The following is a 19,026-nucleotide window of genomic DNA, read 5'->3' as shown; positions in this document are numbered from 1 at the left end:
CCTCCTTCCGGACTGTCCTCCGGACGCTCACTGCCTCAGCCGCGTCAGCCCTCTTCCGGGCCACCGCTCTCCTCGCCGTCAGCCGCCGTCCCCTGGGTGTCCTTGGCGTCCTTGCCGTCCTTGGACTCCTTGCCGGAGGCGGGGGCCGCGCCCGGCTGGGGCTCGGCCACCGCGACCCGCGCGGGGCGGATGGTTCGCTCGCCGATGCGATACCCCGGCTGGAGCACCGCGACGCACGTGGTCTCGGTGACATCCGGCGCGTAGCTGTGCATCAGCGCCTCGTGGATCGTCGGGTCGAAGGGCTCGCCCTCCTTGCCGAACTGCTGAAGACCCATTTTCGCCACCGCCGTCTCCAGCGATTCGGCGACCGACTTGAAACCGCCCACCAGCTCCCCGTGGTCACGGGCGCGGCCGATGTCGTCGAGCACGGGCAGCAGCTCGGTCAGAAGGGTCGCCGTGGCGATCTCCTTGACCGTGATCCTGTCGCGCTCCACACGGCGGCGGTAGTTCTGGTACTCGGCCTGAAGCCGCTGGAGGTCGCCGGTGCGCTCGCCGAGCGCCGTACGGACCTGGTCCAGTTCGGCCGTCAGACCGGTGATCCTGTCTGCGTCCCCTGCCGGGGCCGCCTTGTCCTCCTTGCCGGAGGACGCGGCGGTCTCGGCGGCGTCGTCAGGTGTGGCGCCGGAAGGAACGTCGGGCTTCTCGTCAAAGCCCGGAGTCTCCTCCGTCACGCCGCACCGCCCTTGGTGTCCTTCTCGTCGTCGACGATCTCGGCGTCCACCACGTCGTCCTCGGCCTTCGCCTGGCCGGCACCGGCGCCGGCGCCCGCGTCACCCTGGGCGTCGCCCGCGGCCTGCTGCGCCTGGGCGTCGGCGTACATCGCCTGGCCGAGCTTCTGGGAGACGGCCGCGACCTTCTCGGTGGCGGTACGGATGTCGGCGATGTCCTCGCCCTTGAGCTTCTCCTTCAGCTCGCCGACCGCGGCCTCCACCTCGGTCTTCACCTCGCCCGGGACCTTGTCCTCGTTGTCCTTGAGGAACTTCTCGGTCTGGTAGACGAGCTGCTCGCCCTGGTTGCGGGTCTCGGCGGCCTCACGGCGGCGGTGGTCCTCGTCCGCGTACTGCTCGGCCTCCTGGCGCATGCGGTCGACCTCGTCCTTCGGCAGCGAGGAGCCGCCGGTGACGGTCATCTTCTGCTCCTTACCCGTGCCGAGGTCCTTCGCGGTCACGTGCATGATGCCGTTGGCGTCGATGTCGAAGGAGACCTCGATCTGCGGCACACCGCGCGGGGCGGGCGGCAGACCGGTCAGCTCGAACATCCCGAGCTTCTTGTTGTACGCGGCGATCTCACGCTCGCCCTGGTAGACCTGGATCTGCACGGACGGCTGGTTGTCCTCGGCCGTCGTGAAGATCTCGGAGCGCTTCGTCGGAATCGTGGTGTTCCGCTCGATGAGCTTGGTCATGATGCCGCCCTTGGTCTCGATACCGAGGGACAGCGGGGTCACGTCGAGGAGCAGGACGTCCTTGACCTCGCCCTTGAGGACACCGGCCTGGAGCGAGGCGCCGATGGCGACGACCTCGTCCGGGTTCACACCCTTGTTGGCCTCCTTGCCGCCGGTCAGCTCCTTGACGAGCTCGGCGACGGCGGGCATACGGGTCGAGCCGCCGACGAGAACGACGTGGTCGATCTCGGAGAGCGCGATGTTCGCGTCCTTGATGACGTTGTGGAACGGGGTCTTGCAGCGCTCCAGCAGATCGGTCGTCAGCTGCTGGAACTGGGCGCGCGTGAGCTTCTCGTCCAGGTGCAGCGGGCCCTCGGCGGACGCCGTGATGTACGGGAGGTTGATCGTCGTCTCGGTGGAGGACGACAGCTCGATCTTCGCCTTCTCCGCGGCCTCGCGCAGACGCTGGAGAGCCATCTTGTCCTTGCCGAGGTCCACTCCGTGGCCGTTGGCGAACTGCTTCACCAGGTAGTCGACGACACGCTGGTCCCAGTCGTCACCACCGAGGTGGTTGTCGCCGTTGGTGGCCTTGACCTCGACGACACCGTCACCGATCTCCAGGAGGGACACGTCGAAGGTGCCGCCGCCGAGGTCGAAGACGAGGATGGTCTGGTCGTCCTTGTCCAGGCCGTACGCCAGAGCGGCGGCGGTCGGCTCGTTGACGATGCGCAGGACGTTCAGACCCGCGATCTCACCGGCCTCCTTGGTGGCCTGGCGCTCTGAGTCGTTGAAGTACGCCGGGACGGTGATCACCGCGTCGGTGACCTTCTCGCCCAGGTAGGACTCGGCGTCCCGCTTCAGCTTCTGCAGGATGAACGCGCTCATCTGCTGCGGGTTGAAGTTCTTCCCGTCGAGCTCGATCTTCCAGTCGGTGCCCATGTGGCGCTTGACCGAACGGATGGTCCTGTCGACGTTGGTGACCGCCTGGCGCTTGGCCACCTCGCCGACCAGCACCTCACCGTTCTTCGCGAAGGCGACGACGGACGGCGTGGTCCTGGCACCCTCGGCGTTGGTGATGACGGTGGGCTCGCCGCCCTCCAGAACGCTGACGACGGAGTTAGTCGTGCCCAGGTCGATGCCGACCGCACGTGCCATGTCAATTCCTCCAGCTGACTACTTGAGTGGATCTGGCTCAAGGATGCACGACTACCCTCCCGGAGTCAAAGGACCTGAGTCGACCCCACTCAACTTTTATCCAGCACTTATCCGCACCCTCGAGGCACCTTCGATGCAGCCTCTATGCGGATCCCGCCATTCCGACCCGCGCCCGCCATTCCGACCCGCGCCCGGCGCTTCGGCCGACCGGCCGGCGAGGCCCCGGCCCCGCGCCGGTACGGGCCGCGGATCACCGCCCGCGGCGCGCCCGGGCCCTTACGGGCACCGCACGGGCACTCCGGGTGCGCCACGCGCGCGTGGCGCACCCGCCCCACCGGCACCCATCTGCGAGAGTCAGGCACCGCAAGTACTTCCAAAAGCCTCAGAGCACCACAGAGGCAGTGAAACCGGTAAAGGCCCCGATGTCGAGCGGGCCGAGCGGGCCGGGCGGTGAACGAGGGACGGGCGGCGAACGAGGATGCGCGTGAACGGGGAAGCCGCGGCCGGCCGGGAACGCACCCCGGACCCCACGGACCGGGGCCACGTACCGAACCGCACCGCCACGGAGGACCCGGGGCACGCACCGGACCGGGGACCCGCCCCGGACCCCACCGCGCCGGCCGCCCCGAGGAGCGCCCCGGACGACACCGCCCCGGCCACCCCGGACAGCGCTCCGGACCCCGCCCCGCCGACGGCCTGGGGACCCGTACCCCCCTCTGCCAAGCGGGCCGTCGACCTCCTCGCCTCCACCGCCCTCCTGCTGCTGCTCGCCGTACCGCTGCTCGCCCTCGCCGCCGCGGTCGCCGCGACCTCACGGGGCCCCGTGCTCCTCCGCCGGGAGCGCGCCGGCCTGAACGGCCGCCCGTTCCCGATGCTGACGTTCCGGATGACCCCCGCCACCCGGGTCGGCAAGCTGCTGCACCGCCACTACCTCGACCATCTGCCCCAGCTGCTCAATGTCGTACGCGGTGAGATGTCCCTGGTGGGCCCCCGGCCGCTGACACCGGAGCGCACCGCCGCGCTCACGGGCGCCGACCGGGTCCGTACGGCCGTACGCCCCGGAATCACCGGCCTGTGGCAGATCGGCGGGCGCACCGGGCTGCCGTGGGAGGAGATGGCCGTTCTGGACGCGCACTATGTGCGCGAGCACTGGCTGGGAATGGACCTCGCGATCCTGGCCCGGACCCTGCCCGCGACCACCCGCGGCCGGGGCCCGCGGCGCGCCTGCGGGCTGAGGCAAGCCTGAGCGACACAGATCACCGGCCGGGTAACTACAGTGCGAAGACAGAAGTGGGTAGTCTCAGCACGGACTGATTAAGTTACCGCTTAGTAGTGCAGTAGTGATACAGCACACGGTGCTTGACCGCCCCGGCTGTGCTGGATTGTTCCTACTGTCGCCCACTCCCTCGCAGGCCCGAGGAGCCCCGAAATGCAACTCGCCGCGATCATCGTGTCGCTGGTCCTGACGGTGGTCGGCGTTGCGCTCATCGCCCGAGCCGTCGCGCAGATCTACCGGTTCGTGAAGCTCGGCCAGCCCGTGCCTGCGGGCAGCCGCACCGACGCCCCCAAGCAGCGCACGACCACTCTGGTCAAGGAGTTCCTCGGCCACACCCGGATGAACCGGTGGGGCATCGTGGGCTTCGCCCACTGGTTCGTCGCGATCGGCTTCCTCACGCTGCCGCCGACCCTGCTCCAGGCGTACGGCCAGCTCTTCAAGGCCGACTGGGTGCTGCCGGTCATCGGCGGCTGGGTGCCGTTCGAGATGTACATCGAGTTCATCGGCCTGATGACGGTGGCGGGCATCCTGGTCCTGATGGCGATCCGGCTGCTCAGCCTGCCCTCCCGGGCCGGCCGCAAGTCCCGCTTCGCGGGGTCCAAGGCATGGCAGGCGTACTTCGTCGAGTACGTCATCCTCACCATCGGTCTCGCGATCCTCGTCCTGCGCGGACTGGAGGGCGCGATCCACCACATCGGCGGCTACGAGGCCTCGTACTTCGTCTCGTACCCGCTGGTCCTGCTCTTCGACGGGCTGAGCGTTCCCACGCTCCAGACCCTGATCTACTTCACCGCGATGATCAAGATCGGCGTCTCTCTGATCTGGATGATCACGGTCTCGCTCAACACCAACATGGGTGTCGCCTGGCACCGCTTCCTCGGCTTCCCGAACATCTGGTTCAAGCGGAACGCGGACGGCGCCGTGGCGCTCGGAGCGCTCCAGCCCATGACGAGCGGCGGCAAGGAGATCGACTTCGAGGACCCGGGCGACGACGACGTCTACGGCGTCTCCCAGGTCGAGCACTTCTCCTGGAAGGGCATCCTCGACTTCTCCACCTGCACCGAGTGCGGCCGCTGCCAGTCGCAGTGCCCCGCCTGGAACACCGGTAAGCCCCTCTCCCCCAAGCTCCTGATCATGTCCCTGCGCGACCACGCGCACGCCAAGGCCCCCTACCTCCTGGCCGGCGGCGGCACGAGCATGGAGGGCGAGGAGAAGGCGTCCGCCGAGGCCCTGAAGGACGTCCCCGCCGCCGCGCTGGCCGAGGCCGAGCGCCCGCTGATCGGCACGCTGGAGGAGAACGGCGTCATCGACCCGGACGTGCTGTGGTCCTGCACCACCTGCGGCGCCTGTGTCGAGCAGTGCCCCGTCGACATCGAGCACATCGACCACATCGTCGACATGCGCCGCTACCAGGTGATGATCGAGTCCGCGTTCCCGTCCGAGGCGGGCACGATGCTCAAGAACCTGGAGAAGAAGGGCAACCCCTGGGGTCTGGCGAAGAAGCAGCGCCTGGAGTGGACCAAGGAGGTCGAGTTCGAGATCCCGGTCGTCGGCCAGGACGTCGAGGACCTCACCGAGGTCGACTATCTGTACTGGGTCGGCTGCGCGGGCGCCCTGGAGGACCGCGCCAAGAAGACGACGAAGGCCTTCGCCGAACTGCTCCACATCGCCGGTGTGAAGTTCGCGATCATGGGCGGCGAGGAGAAGTGCACGGGTGACTCCCCCCGCCGCCTGGGCAACGAGCCGCTGTTCCAGCAGCTCGGCCAGGAGAACGTCATGATGCTGAACATGGCGTTCGGCGAGGAGCTCGACGACGAGGGCAAGGTCGACCCGGCCACCAGCAAGCCGAAGTCGTCGAAGAAGATCGTCGCGACCTGCCCGCACTGCTTCAACACCATCGCGAACGAGTACCCGCAGCTGGGCGGCCACTTCGAGGTCATCCACCACACCCAGCTGCTCCAGCACCTCATCGACGAGGGCCGGCTGCTCCCGGTGACCCCGGTCGACGGTCTGATCACCTACCACGACCCCTGCTACCTGGGCCGTCACAACAAGGTCTACACACCCCCGCGCGAGATCATGTCCGCCGTCCCGGGCCTGCGCCAGCAGGAGATGCACCGCCACAAGGAACGCGGCTTCTGCTGCGGCGCCGGCGGCGCGCGCATGTGGATGGAGGAGCGGATCGGCAAGCGCATCAACAACGAGCGCGTCGACGAGGCCCTGTCCCTCAACCCCGACATCGTCTCCACGGCGTGCCCGTTCTGCCTGGTCATGCTCACCGACTCGGTCAACGGCAAGAAGAACGAGGGCCAGGCGAAGGAGAGCCTCCAGGTCGTGGATGTGGCGCAGTTGCTCCTGGACTCGGTGAAGACGCCCCCGGCCGACCCGACCGAATCGGAGTCCCCGGAGGGCACGCCGGAGCCGGAGCCGGTGACGTGAGGGCGCGCCGGAGCGGGTGACACCGCGGGAGCCGGAGACACGGGGACACCTCCGGGTGTCCCCGTGTCCCGTGTCCCGTGTCCCGTACGTACCGGCGGCGGGCGCGTCTGAATCCGTACCCGCGGACTCCCCCGCGGACAGTGGGCAGGCCCGTTCACCTCGGTGAGCGGGCTCGCCCGCCTTTCGAGCCCTTCCGGGACGGGGGCTCTCCGTGGGCCGGGGCCCGCGCCCGTATCTGCGCCCGCTTCCGGGCCCGCCCTCCCGAGGCGGCTCTCCGGGGCGGCTCTCCGGGGCAGGGGCCGGGCGCCCGTACGCAGCCCCGCTCCGGCTGCGCGTACCCGCTCCGGTTACGCCGACCGGGCGCACGCCCCCGGGCAGGTTCCCCCGCCCCCGAGGACCTGATCCGACGGGGTCCCGGGAGCCTGGGGACAACCCCCCGGGGACCCCTTAGGGGATGTCACAGGTCGGCCGCAAAGGGCCACGTACACTGTCCGGCCGCTCCGCCGCACAGCGGGACCGGGTACGTTCACAAGGTGGCTGGATTCAGGATCGGACGCGGCCGGGACAACCGCACGCAGCAGCAGCAACCGCAGGCACCGCCGCCTCACGGGCAGCAGCCGTGGCCTCCCCAGGCGGGCGGCGGCCACCCGGGCGGGCACCCCGGCGGCGGCCACCCCGGCGGACATCACCCCCAGGACCCGTACGGAGAACCGCAGTACTACGGCGATCCGTACCAGCAGCAGCACCAGGGCGCCCCCTACCAGGACCCGTACGCCAACAACCCCGGCCACACCCAGGTGTTCAGCACCAACGACCCCTATGGCCAGGGCGCGACCTACCAGGCGGGCAGTGCCCCCGCCCCGCCCGTGGGCCCCCGGCTGCACTGGAAGCAGCTGCTGAGCGGCGTCGTCCTGCGCCCCGGGCAGACGTTCCTCCAGATGCGGGACTACCCGGTCTGGGGCCCGGCGCTGACCGTAACCTTCCTCTACGGCCTGCTGGCGATCTTCGGCCTGGACAAGCCGCGCGAGGAGACGATCAACGCGACGCTGTCCACGGCGATCCCGTTCGTCCTCACGACGGCGGTCGCGTTCGTCATCGGCTCGATGATGCTCGGCGCGGTCACACACACCCTGGCCCGCCAGTTCGGCGGCACGGGCGCATGGCAGCCGACGGTGGGCCTCTCCATGCTGATCATGGCCATCACGGACACCCCGCGCCTCGTCTTCGCCCTCTTCCTCGGCGGCGAGAACTCCCTGGTCCAGCTGATCGGCTGGGCGACCTGGCTGGGCGCGGCCGCCCTGTTCACCACGATGGTGAGCAAGTCACACGACCTGCCGTGGCCGAAGGCCCTGGGCGCGTCCGCGATCCAGCTGATCGCCCTGCTGTCGATCATCAAGCTCGGCACGATCTGACCGGGCCGGGGCGCCTCCGAACGATGCTCCGCCGGGTGCCGCTGCACCGGGGCACCCGGCCGAGGCGCCGGGCCGGGGCTCCACGGGGCGCGGGCGCCGGGCGCGGGCCCACCCGGCCCGGGCTCAACCGGGCTGCGGGTCCCACCGGCCGCCCTACGCGAGCCCGGGCCCACCAGGTTGGGGGCCCCACCGGGCGCAGGCAGACCGACCGGGCCCCCGACCGGACGGCGGACCCCCGGACAGGAGACCGGGGTCAGGCGTCGCGGACCTGCCCCGGACGCCGTACGACGGGCTCTTCCACGGACCACGGGAAGTTGATCCAGTCATCGGTGCGCTTCCAGACGTACTCGCACTTCACCAGCGAGTGCGACTTCTCGTAGATGACGGCCGAGCGCACCTCGGCGACATGGTCGAGGCAGAAGTCGTACACCAGCTTGAGGGTCTTGCCGGTGTCGGCGACATCGTCGGCGATGAGGACCTTCTTGTTCGAGAAGTCCACGACATTGGGCACCGGCGCCAGCATGACGGGCATCTCCAGCGTCTGCCCGACCCCGGTGTAGAACTCGACGTTGACCAGATGGAGGTTCTTGCAGTCGAGGGCGTACGCCAGCCCGCCCGCCACGAAGACCCCGCCCCGCGCGATGGACAGCACGACGTCCGGCTCGTACCCGTCGTCCGCGACGCTCTGCGCCAGCTCCCGGATCGCGGTCCCGAACCGCTCGTACGTCAGGTTCTCCCGTACGGCGCCCACAGCCGTCACACCTGCGTCCGGTGGAAGTTCTGGAACGACCGCGAGGCCGTCGGCCCCCGCTGCCCCTGGTAGCGCGACCCGTACCGCTCGCTCCCGTACGGGAACTCCGCGGGCGAGCTGAGCCTGAACATGCACAGCTGGCCGATCTTCATTCCCGGCCACAGCTTGATCGGCAGGGTCGCCAGATTCGACAGCTCCAGCGTGACATGCCCCGAGAACCCGGGGTCGATGAATCCGGCGGTCGAGTGGGTGACCAGCCCGAGCCGCCCGAGAGAGCTCTTCCCCTCCAGCCGGGACGCCAGATCGTCGGGCAGCGAGATGACCTCGTACGTCGACGCCAGCACGAACTCGCCGGGGTGCAGGATGAACGCCTCGTCCCCCTCCGGCTCGACCGTACGCGTCAGATCGGCCTGCTCCACGGCGGGGTCGATATGCGGATAGCGGTGGTTCTCGAACACCCGGAAGTAGCGGTCGAGCCGCACATCGATACTCGAGGGCTGCACCATGGATTCGTCGTACGGGTCGATGCGCACCCGTCCGGCGTCGATCTCGGCCCGGATGTCCTTGTCTGAGAGAAGCACCCCCCGAGGATACGCAGAGCGCACGGAGCCACCCCACTCGGACGGCCCGTGCGCCTCCACGGCACGCTACCGACCGGCGCGCGCCCTGCCGTCCTGTGTCACTTGGCGGCCTCCACCCGCACGACATTGCGCAACCGAGCACAGCGCGGACACCTGATGAGCCTCCCGGGCCCGATCCGCCGGGCCCCGAGCTGCTGCATCGGCAGCGAAGCAGTGGTGAAAACGTGCCCCTCGGCACAGCGGACGACGGTGCGCTCCATCAAATCCATCGGGCCCCTTCCCCAACAAATGCGGACGAAGGCCCACATTAAGGCATGAACCCGCCCCACCACCGAGCGGCACTCCGCGCGCCACGCTACGCCTCAACTCCCCACCCCCGCACCCCTGTCCACTCTCCGCCCGATCTCTTCCCGAGCCGGATCCCCCACAGCCCCTCCCCCTCGGCCCTCGCCCCTTGCCGCACCCCCGACGCGCCCCCGCCCACCCGCCCGGACAACACTCAGGCCCCTGGGAGTCATACTCCAGGGGCCTGCAATGGGGTAGAGTGAGCGACGCTGCGGCTGCCGATCCCGGCCCGCCGCGCGGGTGTAGTTTAATGGTAGAACATGAGCTTCCCAAGCTCAGAGCGCGAGTTCGATTCTCGTCACCCGCTCCACGAATAAGGCCCAGGTCAGCGACCGGGGCCTTTCTTGTTGTCTAGACCAATTCCAGGACCTCGCACCACTGGCGCACCACTAAGCACCCGGGGAGCGTTCACAGCGAGGTGCGGGGCATCCCGCCGGGCGACTTTCCCCGCCGATATCTCGCATCCCGAGATCGATTTCATGTGACCCCGACCACAGCAACCAGCGTCCGCAGGCGGGTGCGTGAGGGCCCGTCGGCGCTGCTTCCCTCACTCAACCTCGCAGGTCAGGGCCGACCTCGCCCGTTGAGCGCAGTCTCCGACATCCCGATCGCGGACAGCGCGAAGCCGCCCAGAGCACGGCTGATCCGGCGCCCTGGGCGGCTTGGCGGAGTCGTCAGGAAGGCCGCACCACTCGCGCACCACTGACGGGTGCGTCCCCGCCCGGCCGGGAGCGGCCGATCTCGGTGCGCACGCGGTCGTCGAGCTTGCCCGCGAGTTCCTTCTGCCGCTTGGCCGTGGAGTGTTGGTAGATCATCGCGGCCCGGACCGAGGACTGGCCCATCCGGACCATGAGGTCCCTGGTACTGGCCCCGGTCTCGGCGAGCAGGGTGTTGCCGGTGTGCCTCAGATCGTAGAAGCGGAAGCCCTGCTCCATGCCGACCGTGGCCCGTGCCGCCCGCCATATACGGCCGAAGGTGGACCGGCGGAAGGGCGCCCCCTTCTCACCGACGAAGACCAGGCCATCGGGTTCCTTTTCCGCGTACCAGGCCATGTGGCGGCGCAGCTCGGTGTGGAGGAACTCGGGCAGGACCACTGTGCGCTTGCCGGCGGCCGACTTGGTCGGCCCGGTCGCGCGCTTGCCGCTGGTCAGCTCGGGAGAGGCCATGGTGATTTTCAGGGTGCCGTTCTCCAGGTCGACATCCGCGCGGCGCAGCTCGGCCAGTTCCTCCGGGCGGAGGGTGGCGAACGCTCCGAGGAAGACCATGAAGCGCCAGCGGAGGCCGATGGCCTCGGCGAGCGCGAATACCTGTTCCACGGTGGCGACCGGGCGCTCGTCGGCGTTCTCCTTGCCCGCGCCCGGGATACGGCAGGGGTTGCGGCGGATCGCCTCGTCGTCGACGGCGGTCTGGAGGATCGCCTTGAGCAGCCGGTAGGACTTCGCGACGGTCGTGGCACCGATACCGGTGTCCAGTCGCTCGGTGCGCCAGGTGCGAACCATGGGCGCGGTGATCTGGTCGAGATCGCGGTCACGGAAGGTCGGCAGGATGTGCAGCCGCAGCAGCCGCCGGTACAGCTCGTCCGTGGTCGGCATCAGTCCGCGCTCCTGTACCCAGCGCAGTGCGTAGCGATCGAAGTTGATCGCCCCGGCATCGGGGTCCATCCAGGTGCCACGGGTGAGGTCGGCTTCGATCTGGGAGAGCCAGACGCCCGCGTCGGTCTTGGTCTCGAAGGTCTCGGGCGACCGGTGGAGTCGGCCTGACAGGTCGCGGTAGCTGGCGGTCCAACGCCCGGAGCGGTACTGGCGTATCGCTCCGAACCGACGGCGGGTCGGTGCCTTCTTCCTCGCCATCAGACGGTCCTCCGCAGGCCGTTCCGGCGCGGGGTGATGCTGGGCACGGTGTTCGCTTGGATGTAGGAGTCCAGCGTGCTGCGGGCTATGCGCACATGCTTGCCCGCCTTGACGAAGGGGATACGGCGCTCGGCGATGAGCCGCCGGGGGAACCGTTCGGTCGTGCCGAGGACCTCGGCGACTTCGGCGACGGTCAGATAGCGCTCGGGCGCGCTGGAGGAAGACATGGGAGTCCTCACCGCCTGCGAGGGGCTGGCACCCCTGCGGCGTGATCGTGTGATGGGTGGTCATGAGGAAGCCGCCTGCCCCACGGCGCGCTAACACCGAGGCGAGACAGGTGGAGTTCCCGGGAGAGTCGTACTAGCGAGTGCCGTCCACGGAATGGATCTCGCCGTCCGTGTCGACGGTCAGGTCGAGGTAGTCCAGGTCTTCAGGGAGGACCGGGGGCTCGATTCCACGCTGGCGCAGTCTCGCGCGGAAGTCCTGCACATCGATGATGTATTGGCGGACGTAGTCGTCCAGCTTGGCCTGCATGTCCGCGTTGCGGGCACGCTGGGCCGGATCGCGCATCAAGCTGGTGCCGCGTCTGGTCTCCTCGGCGAAGGCGATGGCCTTCCGCAGGGAGTTGAGCCCAGCGGCATGGGAGCGGAGCTCGAAGATGATCTCGTCGACCGTGCCCGGCTCGGGCTCGTCGCCGATGAGCGTTTCGGCGGTGAACCAGGCCACCGCGTCCCAGATCGGCAGGGACTGCCCGGGAACCACCTCTGCGGCCCCGGCCGTCCCGATGGGCAGCAACAGCACGATCGGCGGAATGCCCAGCGCCCTGGCGAGCACGAAGATCTCCGCGATCTCCACGCTGGAACGACGTCCGTTCTCCAGGTTGGCGATCGCGGTACGCGGGATCTCGTAACCGAGGGCGGCGCAGGCGTCCGCGAGGCCCTGTGCGCTGAGCCCCCGCTCCTTGCGGTGGCGGCGCACGGTGTCGGCCACGTGACCCGTCAGCCGTCCCTGCCAGTCGTTCTGCGTCATACCTCTACGCTAGCTCGACGAACACACAAGATCAAGAGAATGTTGTGCGCCGTGAGCACAATACTCATCTCTCCATCAATCAACTTGTGCGCTTGACTGTGCGGGGCGGATGTGGTGATCATCCTGCTGGGCCCAAAAGAGTGGCCCCCGGTGTTAGCGCACCGAGGGCCGTGGACCCCAGCATGACCACCCATCAAGACGATCAACCGGAGTGCGGCCTGCCAGGGCCGTATGCACTCCGGAAAGGGAATCCATGCCCCAGCCTACGGCCATCGGGCCCGGCGACGCACCCCTGACCGCGTCCTTCCCCCACCCCCTGTCGGCACCGGGCGGCACCGGCTCGACATTGAACCCACCGCACAATCTGGATGCCGAGCTGGCTGTTCTGGGGTCGTGCCTTTTCGTCGGCGACACCGTCGATCGCGTCCGCCTCGTTCTGGAGCCGGGCGACTTCTACCGGCCCGCCCACACCACCATCTGGCACGCCCTGCTGGAGCTGCGGCGGCTGGAGGCACCGACCGACCCCATCGCCGTCTGTCATCAGCTGAAGCGCACTGGCGACCTCACTCGGGTGGGCGGTTCCCCGTACGTGCACGCCCTCGCGTCCCACGCCGCCGCAGGCTCGGGTGCCGAGTACTACGCCGACATCGTCCGGAAGGACGCCGACCTCCGCGCCATGCAGGCCATGGCGGTACGGCTCCTTCAGGGAGCGAGTGCGGAGGGCGCCGACCCCGATGAGGTCCGCGCCCTCATGAACCACTCGGTGCAGGAAGTCTCCGACCGCTCCCGGCGCAGCTCGGGCGGGCGGCTGGAGCGATACGCCGTGGACGGCTGGTCCTTCGTCACCGACACCGCGACCGACGCCACCCCCATCTGGGGTGAGCCGGGAAAAGCCGCGTGGGCGTCCGGGGAGAGCCTGATGCTCGTCGGACCGCCCGGAGTCGGGAAGTCCACCATCGCCCAGCAGATCGTCCTGAGCCGCCTCGGCCTGCTCTCCATGGTCCTGGATATGCCCGTACAGCCGGGTGAGAAGGTGCTCTACATCGCCGCCGACCGGCCCAGCCAGCTCGCGCGGGCCTTCTCCCGGATCGTGCGCCCTGCCGACGAGGCGATCCTGCGACGGAAGCTGGTCTTCTGGTCGGGCCCGCTGCCCGCGTCTCTCAACGCTGAGCCCCAGCTTCTCGCCGAGCTGGCCGCCCAGCACGGCGCGGACACCGTGGTGATCGACAGCCTGAAGGACGTGGTCGGCAAGCTCACCGACGACGAGGCCGGCCTCGCCTACAACAACGCCCGCCAGCAGCTCCTGCGCGACGGAGTCGAACTGCTGGAGCTGCACCACCAGCGCAAACAGGGCCAGGACACCCCGCGCAACCAGCGCCCCGTCCTCGACCAGGTCTACGGCTCGGCCTGGTTCACCGCCGGGGCCGGCAGTGTCCTCTTCCTGAGCGGCGCGGCGGGCGACCCGATCGTCCAGCTCCACCACCTCAAGACCGTCAACGGCGAGATCGGCCCCTTCCCCGTCGTCCACGACCACCCCCGGGGCACCTCGCGCGTCGACACCTCTCTCGACCCGCTCACCCTGCTGCGCCAAGCCACCACGGGCGGACTCACCGCCCGCCAGCTGGCCGAGCAGATCACCGGCGACCGCAACCCCAGGCCCGCCGACGTCGCCAAGGCCAGGCGGCGGCTCGAAGCCCTCGCCAAGAGCGGCCACGCAACGCAGGAGAGCGGTACCGGCGGCGGCGCGGGAGGCGGCCAGGCCAGCCGATGGCGGGCGACCGCGCGCCATATCAGCGTCGTCTCCTGACCCCCTGGGGCGCGTACACGCACCCGTACGCGCCCCGTCCCCCGCCGAGCGCCCACGCACCGCTCACAGCGCGTACGAATCCCGCAAAACAGCAGGTCAAACGCGTACGCACTGCTGTACGGCGCATCCGGCGCCCGCCGCTTACGCGCGGCCCCCTCCCTAAAGAGGGGGTCGCGTAAGCGCCCCGGCCCCGCCCACAGCCCGCACCACCCCGGAGCACACCCCCGCTATGCCCTCAGCAACACCCGGAACCAGCCTGATCCGCCTCGGCATCGCCCTCCTCGGCACCGTCGGATTCGCCCTCTCCTACGACGCCCTGCGCCGGATGGCCGCCGCCATGCACATCAGCGAACCGCTGACCTACCTCTTCCCCCTCGTGATCGACGGGTTCATCGCCATCGGCATCGGCGCCCTGCTCATCCTGCGCACCGCCCCACTGCGTTCCCGCCTATACGTGTGGATGCTCGTCGGCCTCGCCACCGCAACCAGCATCTGGGCCAACGCCCTGCACGCAGTCCGCATCAACCAGCAGACCCGCCATCCCGGCCTGCGACTCGACGACCTCACCGTCGGCGCGCTGTCCGCCATCGCGCCACTCGCCCTCGCCGGAGCCGTCCACCTCTACCTGATCGTCCAGCGGAGGCCCCTCGCTCAGGACGAGCGCGCCAGGGAACACCGCCATGGCGGACCCGCCACACGCCCTGGCAATGCGCCGCAGCGCCACCAGCCCACGGCACTGTCGGCAGACGGCTCAGGGGGGCCGCCCCGGGACACGACGACGCCCGCGACCACCGACGAGGCGCCCACCAAACCCGTGGGCCGACGGCCGAGCGTGCCCGACGCTGAACTGACCGCCGTCGTCCACGCCATGTCGGAGAAGCACGGCGGCCGGGTCTCACGCCCCGCCGTCGAGAAGGCGGTCCGGGAAAAGGGCTTCGCCGTCAGCAAGGACCGCGCGGAGGAGGCCGTCCGCAGTCTCCAAGCCAAGCAGGAGAGGACCGAAGCCGAAGCCGCCTAACCCTTCAACCCCACGGCACCACATCCAATGGACGCCGTCCGACGCACACCACGCTGGAGAGCCGACCCGTGCAAGACCCGCAGCGCGAACATACCGGTGGTCAGGCCGAGATGACCACGGCCTCAGCCAACAGCGCAGCAAGGTATGGCGTTGGACCGTCCAAGGGTCGGTCCAACGCGATCGTCTCCGCCCCGGGGGCGGCGGAGACGGTTGGGCACCAGGGGGTGCCCGAGGAGGAGAAGTCCGTCGCCGTCGCCGAACCGCTGCTCGTGCGTGCCGCTGACGAAGCCGCTCTCCGTCGCGTCGCCCGCCGCCGAACCCGTGAAGACGTCCAGCGCAAAGAGCGCGTCGACGTCCGCTACAGCATCGAAGAGAAGTGCAAGATCCTCGCCAAGGCCGCCTCGATGAACATCGCCGGTGCCCACCTGGTCGGTGCCTCGGTCATGGCCTACCTCGACGGTGAACTCACCCTTCCCGGCCAGCGCACCCCGCTCGACGACTACATCGACGAGCTGACCGCCTTCCGCACCGAGGTCGCCAAAATCGGCCACAACGTCAACCAGATTGCCCGCAAGCTCAACTCCGGCAGCCATCCACACCCCGGAGACGCCTCGACCCTGGCCCAGGCCGAACGGACCCTGACCACCGTCTGCACCGCTGTCCGCCAGATCGCGGCAGCCACGAACCAGGCCGCTATCGGGAAGGCGGCCGGATGATCGCGAAGATCAGCAGCGGGAAGAGCACCATGGGGCTGATCCGGTACCTGTTCGACACGAAGAAGGACAAGGACCACACCGACCCTCACCTGGTCACTTCCTGGGACGGCTTCGCCCCCGACCCCGGCCGCGCCGACGACTTCGACACCGCCCGCAAGCTCCTCGTCGCCGACCTCGACCTGAGGGTGAAGCAGGCTCGGCGCCTCGGCCGGGCACCCGAGCAGCACGTCTGGCACTGCTCCATCCGCGCCGCACCCGACGACCGAATCCTGACCGACGACGAATGGGCGGACATCGCCCGCCGCATCGTCCACGCCACCGGCATCGCCCCCGAAGGCGACCCGGACGGCTGCCGCTGGGTCGCCGTCCGCCATGCCCCCGACCACATCCACATCGCCGCCACCAAAGTCCGGGGCGACCTGCGCACCGCCCGCCACTGGAACAACTACCTCCACGCCGACCACGAACTCGCCACCATCGAAAAGGAATACGGCCTCCACCGCGTCATCCGCGGAGACCGCACCGCCGCCAAACGCCCCACCCGCGCCGAACAGGAGAAAGCCCGCCGCCACGGTCGGCAGACGACCACCCGCGAACAGCTGCGCACCGCCGTCCGCACGGTGGTCGCCGTCGCCACCAGCCCAGAGGAGTTCATCCGCGTGCTGACCGGCGTGGAGGGCGTCCTCCTTGAAGTACAGCGCTTCCCCTCAGGTGACGTACGCGGCTACAAGATCGCTCTCCAGGGCGACACCAACGCCCAGGGCGAACCCATCTGGTTCTCCGGCTCCAAACTCGCCCCCGACCTCTCCTATCCGCAGATCCGCCGACGCCTCGACGCCACCGAAGCACCATCGACCGGCCCGGCCGGAACCCACCGCAAGCCCGACGCATGGCACCAGGCCACCGCCGCGACCGACCGCATCCCCCACCGCCTCGACCAAGCCGACGACGGAACCGCCCAGGCTCACATCGCTGCCTTCGGTGAAGCGCTCGACGCCCTGCCCCTGGTCGCCCCCGCCGGCCTCCGCCCCCAGCTCCGCCAGGCCGCCACAGCCTTCGAACGGGCGACCCGATCTCGGATCCAAGCCCAGCACGACCAGGCCCGAGCCCTGCGTGGAGCCATCCGCGCCCTGCGGACCGCACCAGCCGGCGGCGACGGCAGCGGGCTGGCGATGTTCCTCGACATCGCTCTGGTCGCCGTCATCGCGACCATCCGCTGGCACCGGCTTCGCCACCACGACCAGCAAGTCGTAGCCGCCGAACAGGCCCTCGTCCATCTCCGAGCCGCCTACGGCCAGGCGGCCACCGCACCTCTCACCGCCCTGGCCACACGGCAGCCGCCGGCCAGCACCGTGGAACGGATGGCCCGGCACATCCGAGCGAGCGTTCCGGACCACAGCAAAGAGATCCTCACCGACCCCGCCTGGGCATCGCTGGCCACCGCGCTCTCCGAAGCCGAAAACTCCGGCCACGACCCCCGACGCCTCCTTCAGAACGCCGCCGACCAGCGCACGCTGGACGACGCTCACTCCCCCGCAGAAGTACTCACCTGGCAGATCCACCGACTCGCCCACCGGCCACCACCCAGCACCCGTGCCCTCGCCGCCCAAGCACGCTCAACCACAGCACCAAGGCCGATGGCAAAGCACCAGACCGAGCCTGCCCCGGCAACGCCACTGAGCCCAACGACACGGTCCGGTCCACGCCGATAGCCTCTGGGGACCACCCCAACCACACGGGGGCACGTGGCTCAGCAGATCACTGCGGAGCTTCAAGCGGACCGACCGCTCGATCGCTCCCAGAGGCCTGCTCCGGGCCGACGGCGATGCCGCGTACTCACCACCTCGTACTGCCTCCTGTCTGTTCCTCCCGCCGGGATTCCGACGGGAGGCTGACGCCTGGTGGAAGATCGAGCGGCCGGACATACCGCGCCCAGCCGCTCATGGAGTGAGCGAGGAGTCGTGCGGAAATCAGGTCTACCGTCGGACCTGCACCAGGGCATGAGTGCCGCTCGTGCGCCAAGCCCTCCCGGACCCTTCCAGAGCATCCAGCGTCTTCTGCTCCAGCCCCACGATGACGTCGGACTTCAGGGTACGGAGCGCCGCTACAGCCCCGGGGAAGTACGCCGTGAGGTCCGCGAATCGCGTCCTCGCGTCCCACCTCTGGTCGCCGACGAGCCTACGGTAGTTGAGATCGCCCTTCAGGATGGTCAGGGTGACGGCCGCGAACTCCTCGCGCAGATCGTCCGGCATCTCCGCGTACGGCAGCGGCGCGCAGAAGAACGGGTGGGTGCGGATCTCCACGTGGCCTGTCGCCACGGCCTCCCAGAGACGGTTGCCGATCCGGCCGGCCTCTCCAGGTGCCTCGGTGAGGCGGCGGAGGCAGTCGACGGCGTCCGCCGTCATCGCGTCGGACACGTAGTACGGAGAGGGCTTGACGTGGAGCACGACCCGCTTGGCGTGCCGGTGCACGAGAAGATGGTCAATGAGGATCAGGTCCGGGATCAACTCTCGCCCCGCGTTGTCCGCCACCACAGCGACAGTGGAACCGGCTCCAGCAGGCAGAAGCCGCCACAGCACGGCAGCATCATCGGCGACCAAGCCGTCGGTAGCATCTCCGGGCGCCGGATCCCCCTCCGTGACACGGAAGCCCAGGTCAGCGCGGTTGCCCCAGAGCGAGGCGTGGAGCAGGGCCGTGGCCCTCTCCTCAGCCGAAACGTCGGCGAGTGCGTCCAGCGCCCCGAGTTCCTCGTCCACCACCGCAGTACGCAGTTCCGCCTGCTTGAAGGGGGCGAAGGGATCGACACCCTGCCACGGGCCCGTACCGAAGTACTCGACGGCCCCGAGGAGCCTGCGGTAGAAGTAGCTCTCCGCCCACAGGAACGGAGCGTCGAACCACGGCCGCCCGAAGTGCCCCCGCCCCCATTCCGCCCACTGCCCGTGATCGTGCGCCGAAGGGGCGAGCGGTTCGACGACACCGTTGGTGATCTCGTCCAACAGGGCATCGAGGGCCGCGTGCTGTCGGCGGCCGTACGGGAAGGCATCCCGTACCTGCTGGATCAGGGCCGGATGGCGTTTGGCCAGGACTCCCCAGGCGAACGAGCCGGTCTCGTCGCTCAGGATGACCGACGAGCCGGATTCGTCCGCCGGGCCGGAATCACGGTCGGCCCCTTCGTCCGAAGTGCGGGAAGTGTTCTCTGGCATAGT

At 69.4% G+C, this 19,026-nt stretch carries 15 protein-coding genes and 1 tRNA gene; 8 read left to right on the top strand and 8 right to left on the bottom strand.

Going from position 1 to position 19,026, the window contains the following annotated elements; genetic code table 11:
- Positions 1-44: 44 nt before the first annotated feature.
- The gene (gene grpE, locus ACIBCM_RS21295) at positions 45-731 is read right to left on the bottom strand and encodes a nucleotide exchange factor GrpE (protein ID WP_399245418.1); all 687 of its coding nucleotides are present in this window, start codon (positions 729-731) and stop codon (positions 45-47) included.
- Entirely contained in the window at positions 728-2,596 is a 1,869-nt protein-coding gene (dnaK, locus tag ACIBCM_RS21290) for a molecular chaperone DnaK (protein WP_399245416.1), read from the bottom strand. Before dnaK ends, grpE begins: the two co-directional genes overlap by 4 nt.
- A 484-nt stretch (positions 2,597-3,080) precedes the next feature.
- Between dnaK and ACIBCM_RS21285 the strand changes: the two genes are divergently transcribed.
- The 3 genes from ACIBCM_RS21285 (at position 3,081) to ACIBCM_RS21275 (ending at position 7,723) form a co-directional block, all read left to right on the top strand.
- A complete protein-coding gene (locus tag ACIBCM_RS21285; protein ID WP_399245415.1) occupies positions 3,081-3,842 on the top strand; it encodes a sugar transferase in 762 nt (253 codons plus the stop codon).
- Between the two features lie 183 nt (positions 3,843-4,025).
- Positions 4,026-6,311, top strand: coding sequence for a (Fe-S)-binding protein (locus ACIBCM_RS21280; RefSeq protein WP_399245414.1), 2,286 nt, complete (start codon positions 4,026-4,028; stop codon positions 6,309-6,311).
- A gap of 533 nt (positions 6,312-6,844) precedes the next feature.
- Positions 6,845-7,723, top strand: a complete 879-nt coding sequence (locus ACIBCM_RS21275; RefSeq protein ID WP_399245412.1) for a Yip1 family protein — start codon at positions 6,845-6,847, stop codon at positions 7,721-7,723.
- A gap of 253 nt (positions 7,724-7,976) precedes the next feature.
- Here the strand turns inward: ACIBCM_RS21275 and ACIBCM_RS21270 are convergent, their stop codons facing one another.
- Complete coding sequence (locus ACIBCM_RS21270; RefSeq protein ID WP_399245736.1) at positions 7,977-8,474, bottom strand: phosphoribosyltransferase; 498 nt, start codon at positions 8,472-8,474, stop codon at positions 7,977-7,979.
- Between the two features lie 5 nt (positions 8,475-8,479).
- Positions 8,480-9,055 carry a dCTP deaminase gene (dcd, locus tag ACIBCM_RS21265; protein WP_399245410.1) on the bottom strand — a complete coding sequence of 192 codons (576 nt, stop codon included), beginning with the start codon at positions 9,053-9,055 and terminating at the stop codon, positions 8,480-8,482.
- Between the two features lie 581 nt (positions 9,056-9,636).
- Between dcd and ACIBCM_RS21260 the strand changes: the two genes are divergently transcribed.
- Positions 9,637-9,710: transfer RNA gene (locus ACIBCM_RS21260), tRNA-Gly, on the top strand.
- Between the two features lie 364 nt (positions 9,711-10,074).
- Here the strand turns inward: ACIBCM_RS21260 and ACIBCM_RS21255 are convergent.
- From ACIBCM_RS21255 to ACIBCM_RS21245, 3 genes are all read right to left on the bottom strand, one after another.
- Complete coding sequence (locus tag ACIBCM_RS21255) at positions 10,075-11,250, bottom strand: tyrosine-type recombinase/integrase (RefSeq protein ID WP_399245409.1); 1,176 nt, start codon at positions 11,248-11,250, stop codon at positions 10,075-10,077.
- A complete protein-coding gene (locus ACIBCM_RS21250; RefSeq protein ID WP_399245407.1) occupies positions 11,250-11,477 on the bottom strand; it encodes a helix-turn-helix domain-containing protein in 228 nt (75 codons plus the stop codon). The genes ACIBCM_RS21255 and ACIBCM_RS21250 overlap by 1 nt, the downstream gene beginning before the upstream one ends.
- Before the next feature lie 133 nt (positions 11,478-11,610).
- Positions 11,611-12,279: a helix-turn-helix domain-containing protein gene (locus ACIBCM_RS21245; protein ID WP_399245405.1), complete on the bottom strand. Its 669-nt coding sequence runs from the start codon at positions 12,277-12,279 to the stop codon at positions 11,611-11,613.
- 253 nt (positions 12,280-12,532) lie between these two features.
- On the opposite strand from ACIBCM_RS21245, the gene ACIBCM_RS21240 reads away from it, so the two are divergent.
- The 4 genes from ACIBCM_RS21240 (at position 12,533) to ACIBCM_RS21225 (ending at position 17,532) form a co-directional block, all read left to right on the top strand.
- A complete protein-coding gene (locus tag ACIBCM_RS21240) occupies positions 12,533-14,086 on the top strand; it encodes a DnaB-like helicase N-terminal domain-containing protein (protein ID WP_399245403.1) in 1,554 nt (517 codons plus the stop codon).
- Positions 14,087-14,315: 229 nt separating this feature from the next.
- Positions 14,316-15,104: a DUF2637 domain-containing protein gene (locus tag ACIBCM_RS21235; RefSeq protein ID WP_399245402.1), complete on the top strand. Its 789-nt coding sequence runs from the start codon at positions 14,316-14,318 to the stop codon at positions 15,102-15,104.
- A gap of 68 nt (positions 15,105-15,172) precedes the next feature.
- Positions 15,173-15,820 (top strand): plasmid mobilization relaxosome protein MobC, encoded by a 648-nt coding sequence (gene mobC, locus ACIBCM_RS21230; protein ID WP_399245400.1) that lies wholly within the window; start codon positions 15,173-15,175, stop codon positions 15,818-15,820.
- Complete coding sequence (locus ACIBCM_RS21225) at positions 15,817-17,532, top strand: relaxase/mobilization nuclease domain-containing protein (RefSeq protein WP_399245398.1); 1,716 nt, start codon at positions 15,817-15,819, stop codon at positions 17,530-17,532. The genes mobC and ACIBCM_RS21225 overlap by 4 nt, the downstream gene beginning before the upstream one ends.
- A gap of 264 nt (positions 17,533-17,796) precedes the next feature.
- Here ACIBCM_RS21225 and ACIBCM_RS21220 read toward each other — a convergent pair whose 3' ends face one another.
- Positions 17,797-19,023, bottom strand: coding sequence for a damage-control phosphatase ARMT1 family protein (locus ACIBCM_RS21220; protein WP_399245396.1), 1,227 nt, complete (start codon positions 19,021-19,023; stop codon positions 17,797-17,799).
- Between the last annotated feature and the right edge of the window lie 3 nt (positions 19,024-19,026).

Source organism: Streptomyces sp. NPDC051018 (assembly GCF_044456085.1).
In the GTDB taxonomy this organism is placed as follows: Bacteria; Actinomycetota; Actinomycetes; order Streptomycetales; family Streptomycetaceae; genus Streptomyces.
Note: the sequence above shows the minus strand (reverse complement) of the source record. Positions and strands in the feature narration are given on the sequence as shown.

Coding starts and splice junctions, on each gene's coding strand:
- dnaK (WP_399245416.1), bottom strand. CDS start 2,596: ATGGCACGTGCGGTCGGCATCGACCTGGGCACGACTAACTCCGTCGTC.
- ACIBCM_RS21280 (WP_399245414.1), top strand. CDS start 4,026: ATGCAACTCGCCGCGATCATCGTGTCGCTGGTCCTGACGGTGGTCGGC.
- ACIBCM_RS21255 (WP_399245409.1), bottom strand. CDS start 11,250: ATGGCGAGGAAGAAGGCACCGACCCGCCGTCGGTTCGGAGCGATACGC.
- ACIBCM_RS21250 (WP_399245407.1), bottom strand. CDS start 11,477: ATGTCTTCCTCCAGCGCGCCCGAGCGCTATCTGACCGTCGCCGAAGTC.
- ACIBCM_RS21245 (WP_399245405.1), bottom strand. CDS start 12,279: ATGACGCAGAACGACTGGCAGGGACGGCTGACGGGTCACGTGGCCGAC.
- ACIBCM_RS21240 (WP_399245403.1), top strand. CDS start 12,533: ATGCCCCAGCCTACGGCCATCGGGCCCGGCGACGCACCCCTGACCGCG.
- ACIBCM_RS21235 (WP_399245402.1), top strand. CDS start 14,316: ATGCCCTCAGCAACACCCGGAACCAGCCTGATCCGCCTCGGCATCGCC.
- ACIBCM_RS21225 (WP_399245398.1), top strand. CDS start 15,817: ATGATCGCGAAGATCAGCAGCGGGAAGAGCACCATGGGGCTGATCCGG.
- ACIBCM_RS21220 (WP_399245396.1), bottom strand. CDS start 19,023: ATGCCAGAGAACACTTCCCGCACTTCGGACGAAGGGGCCGACCGTGAT.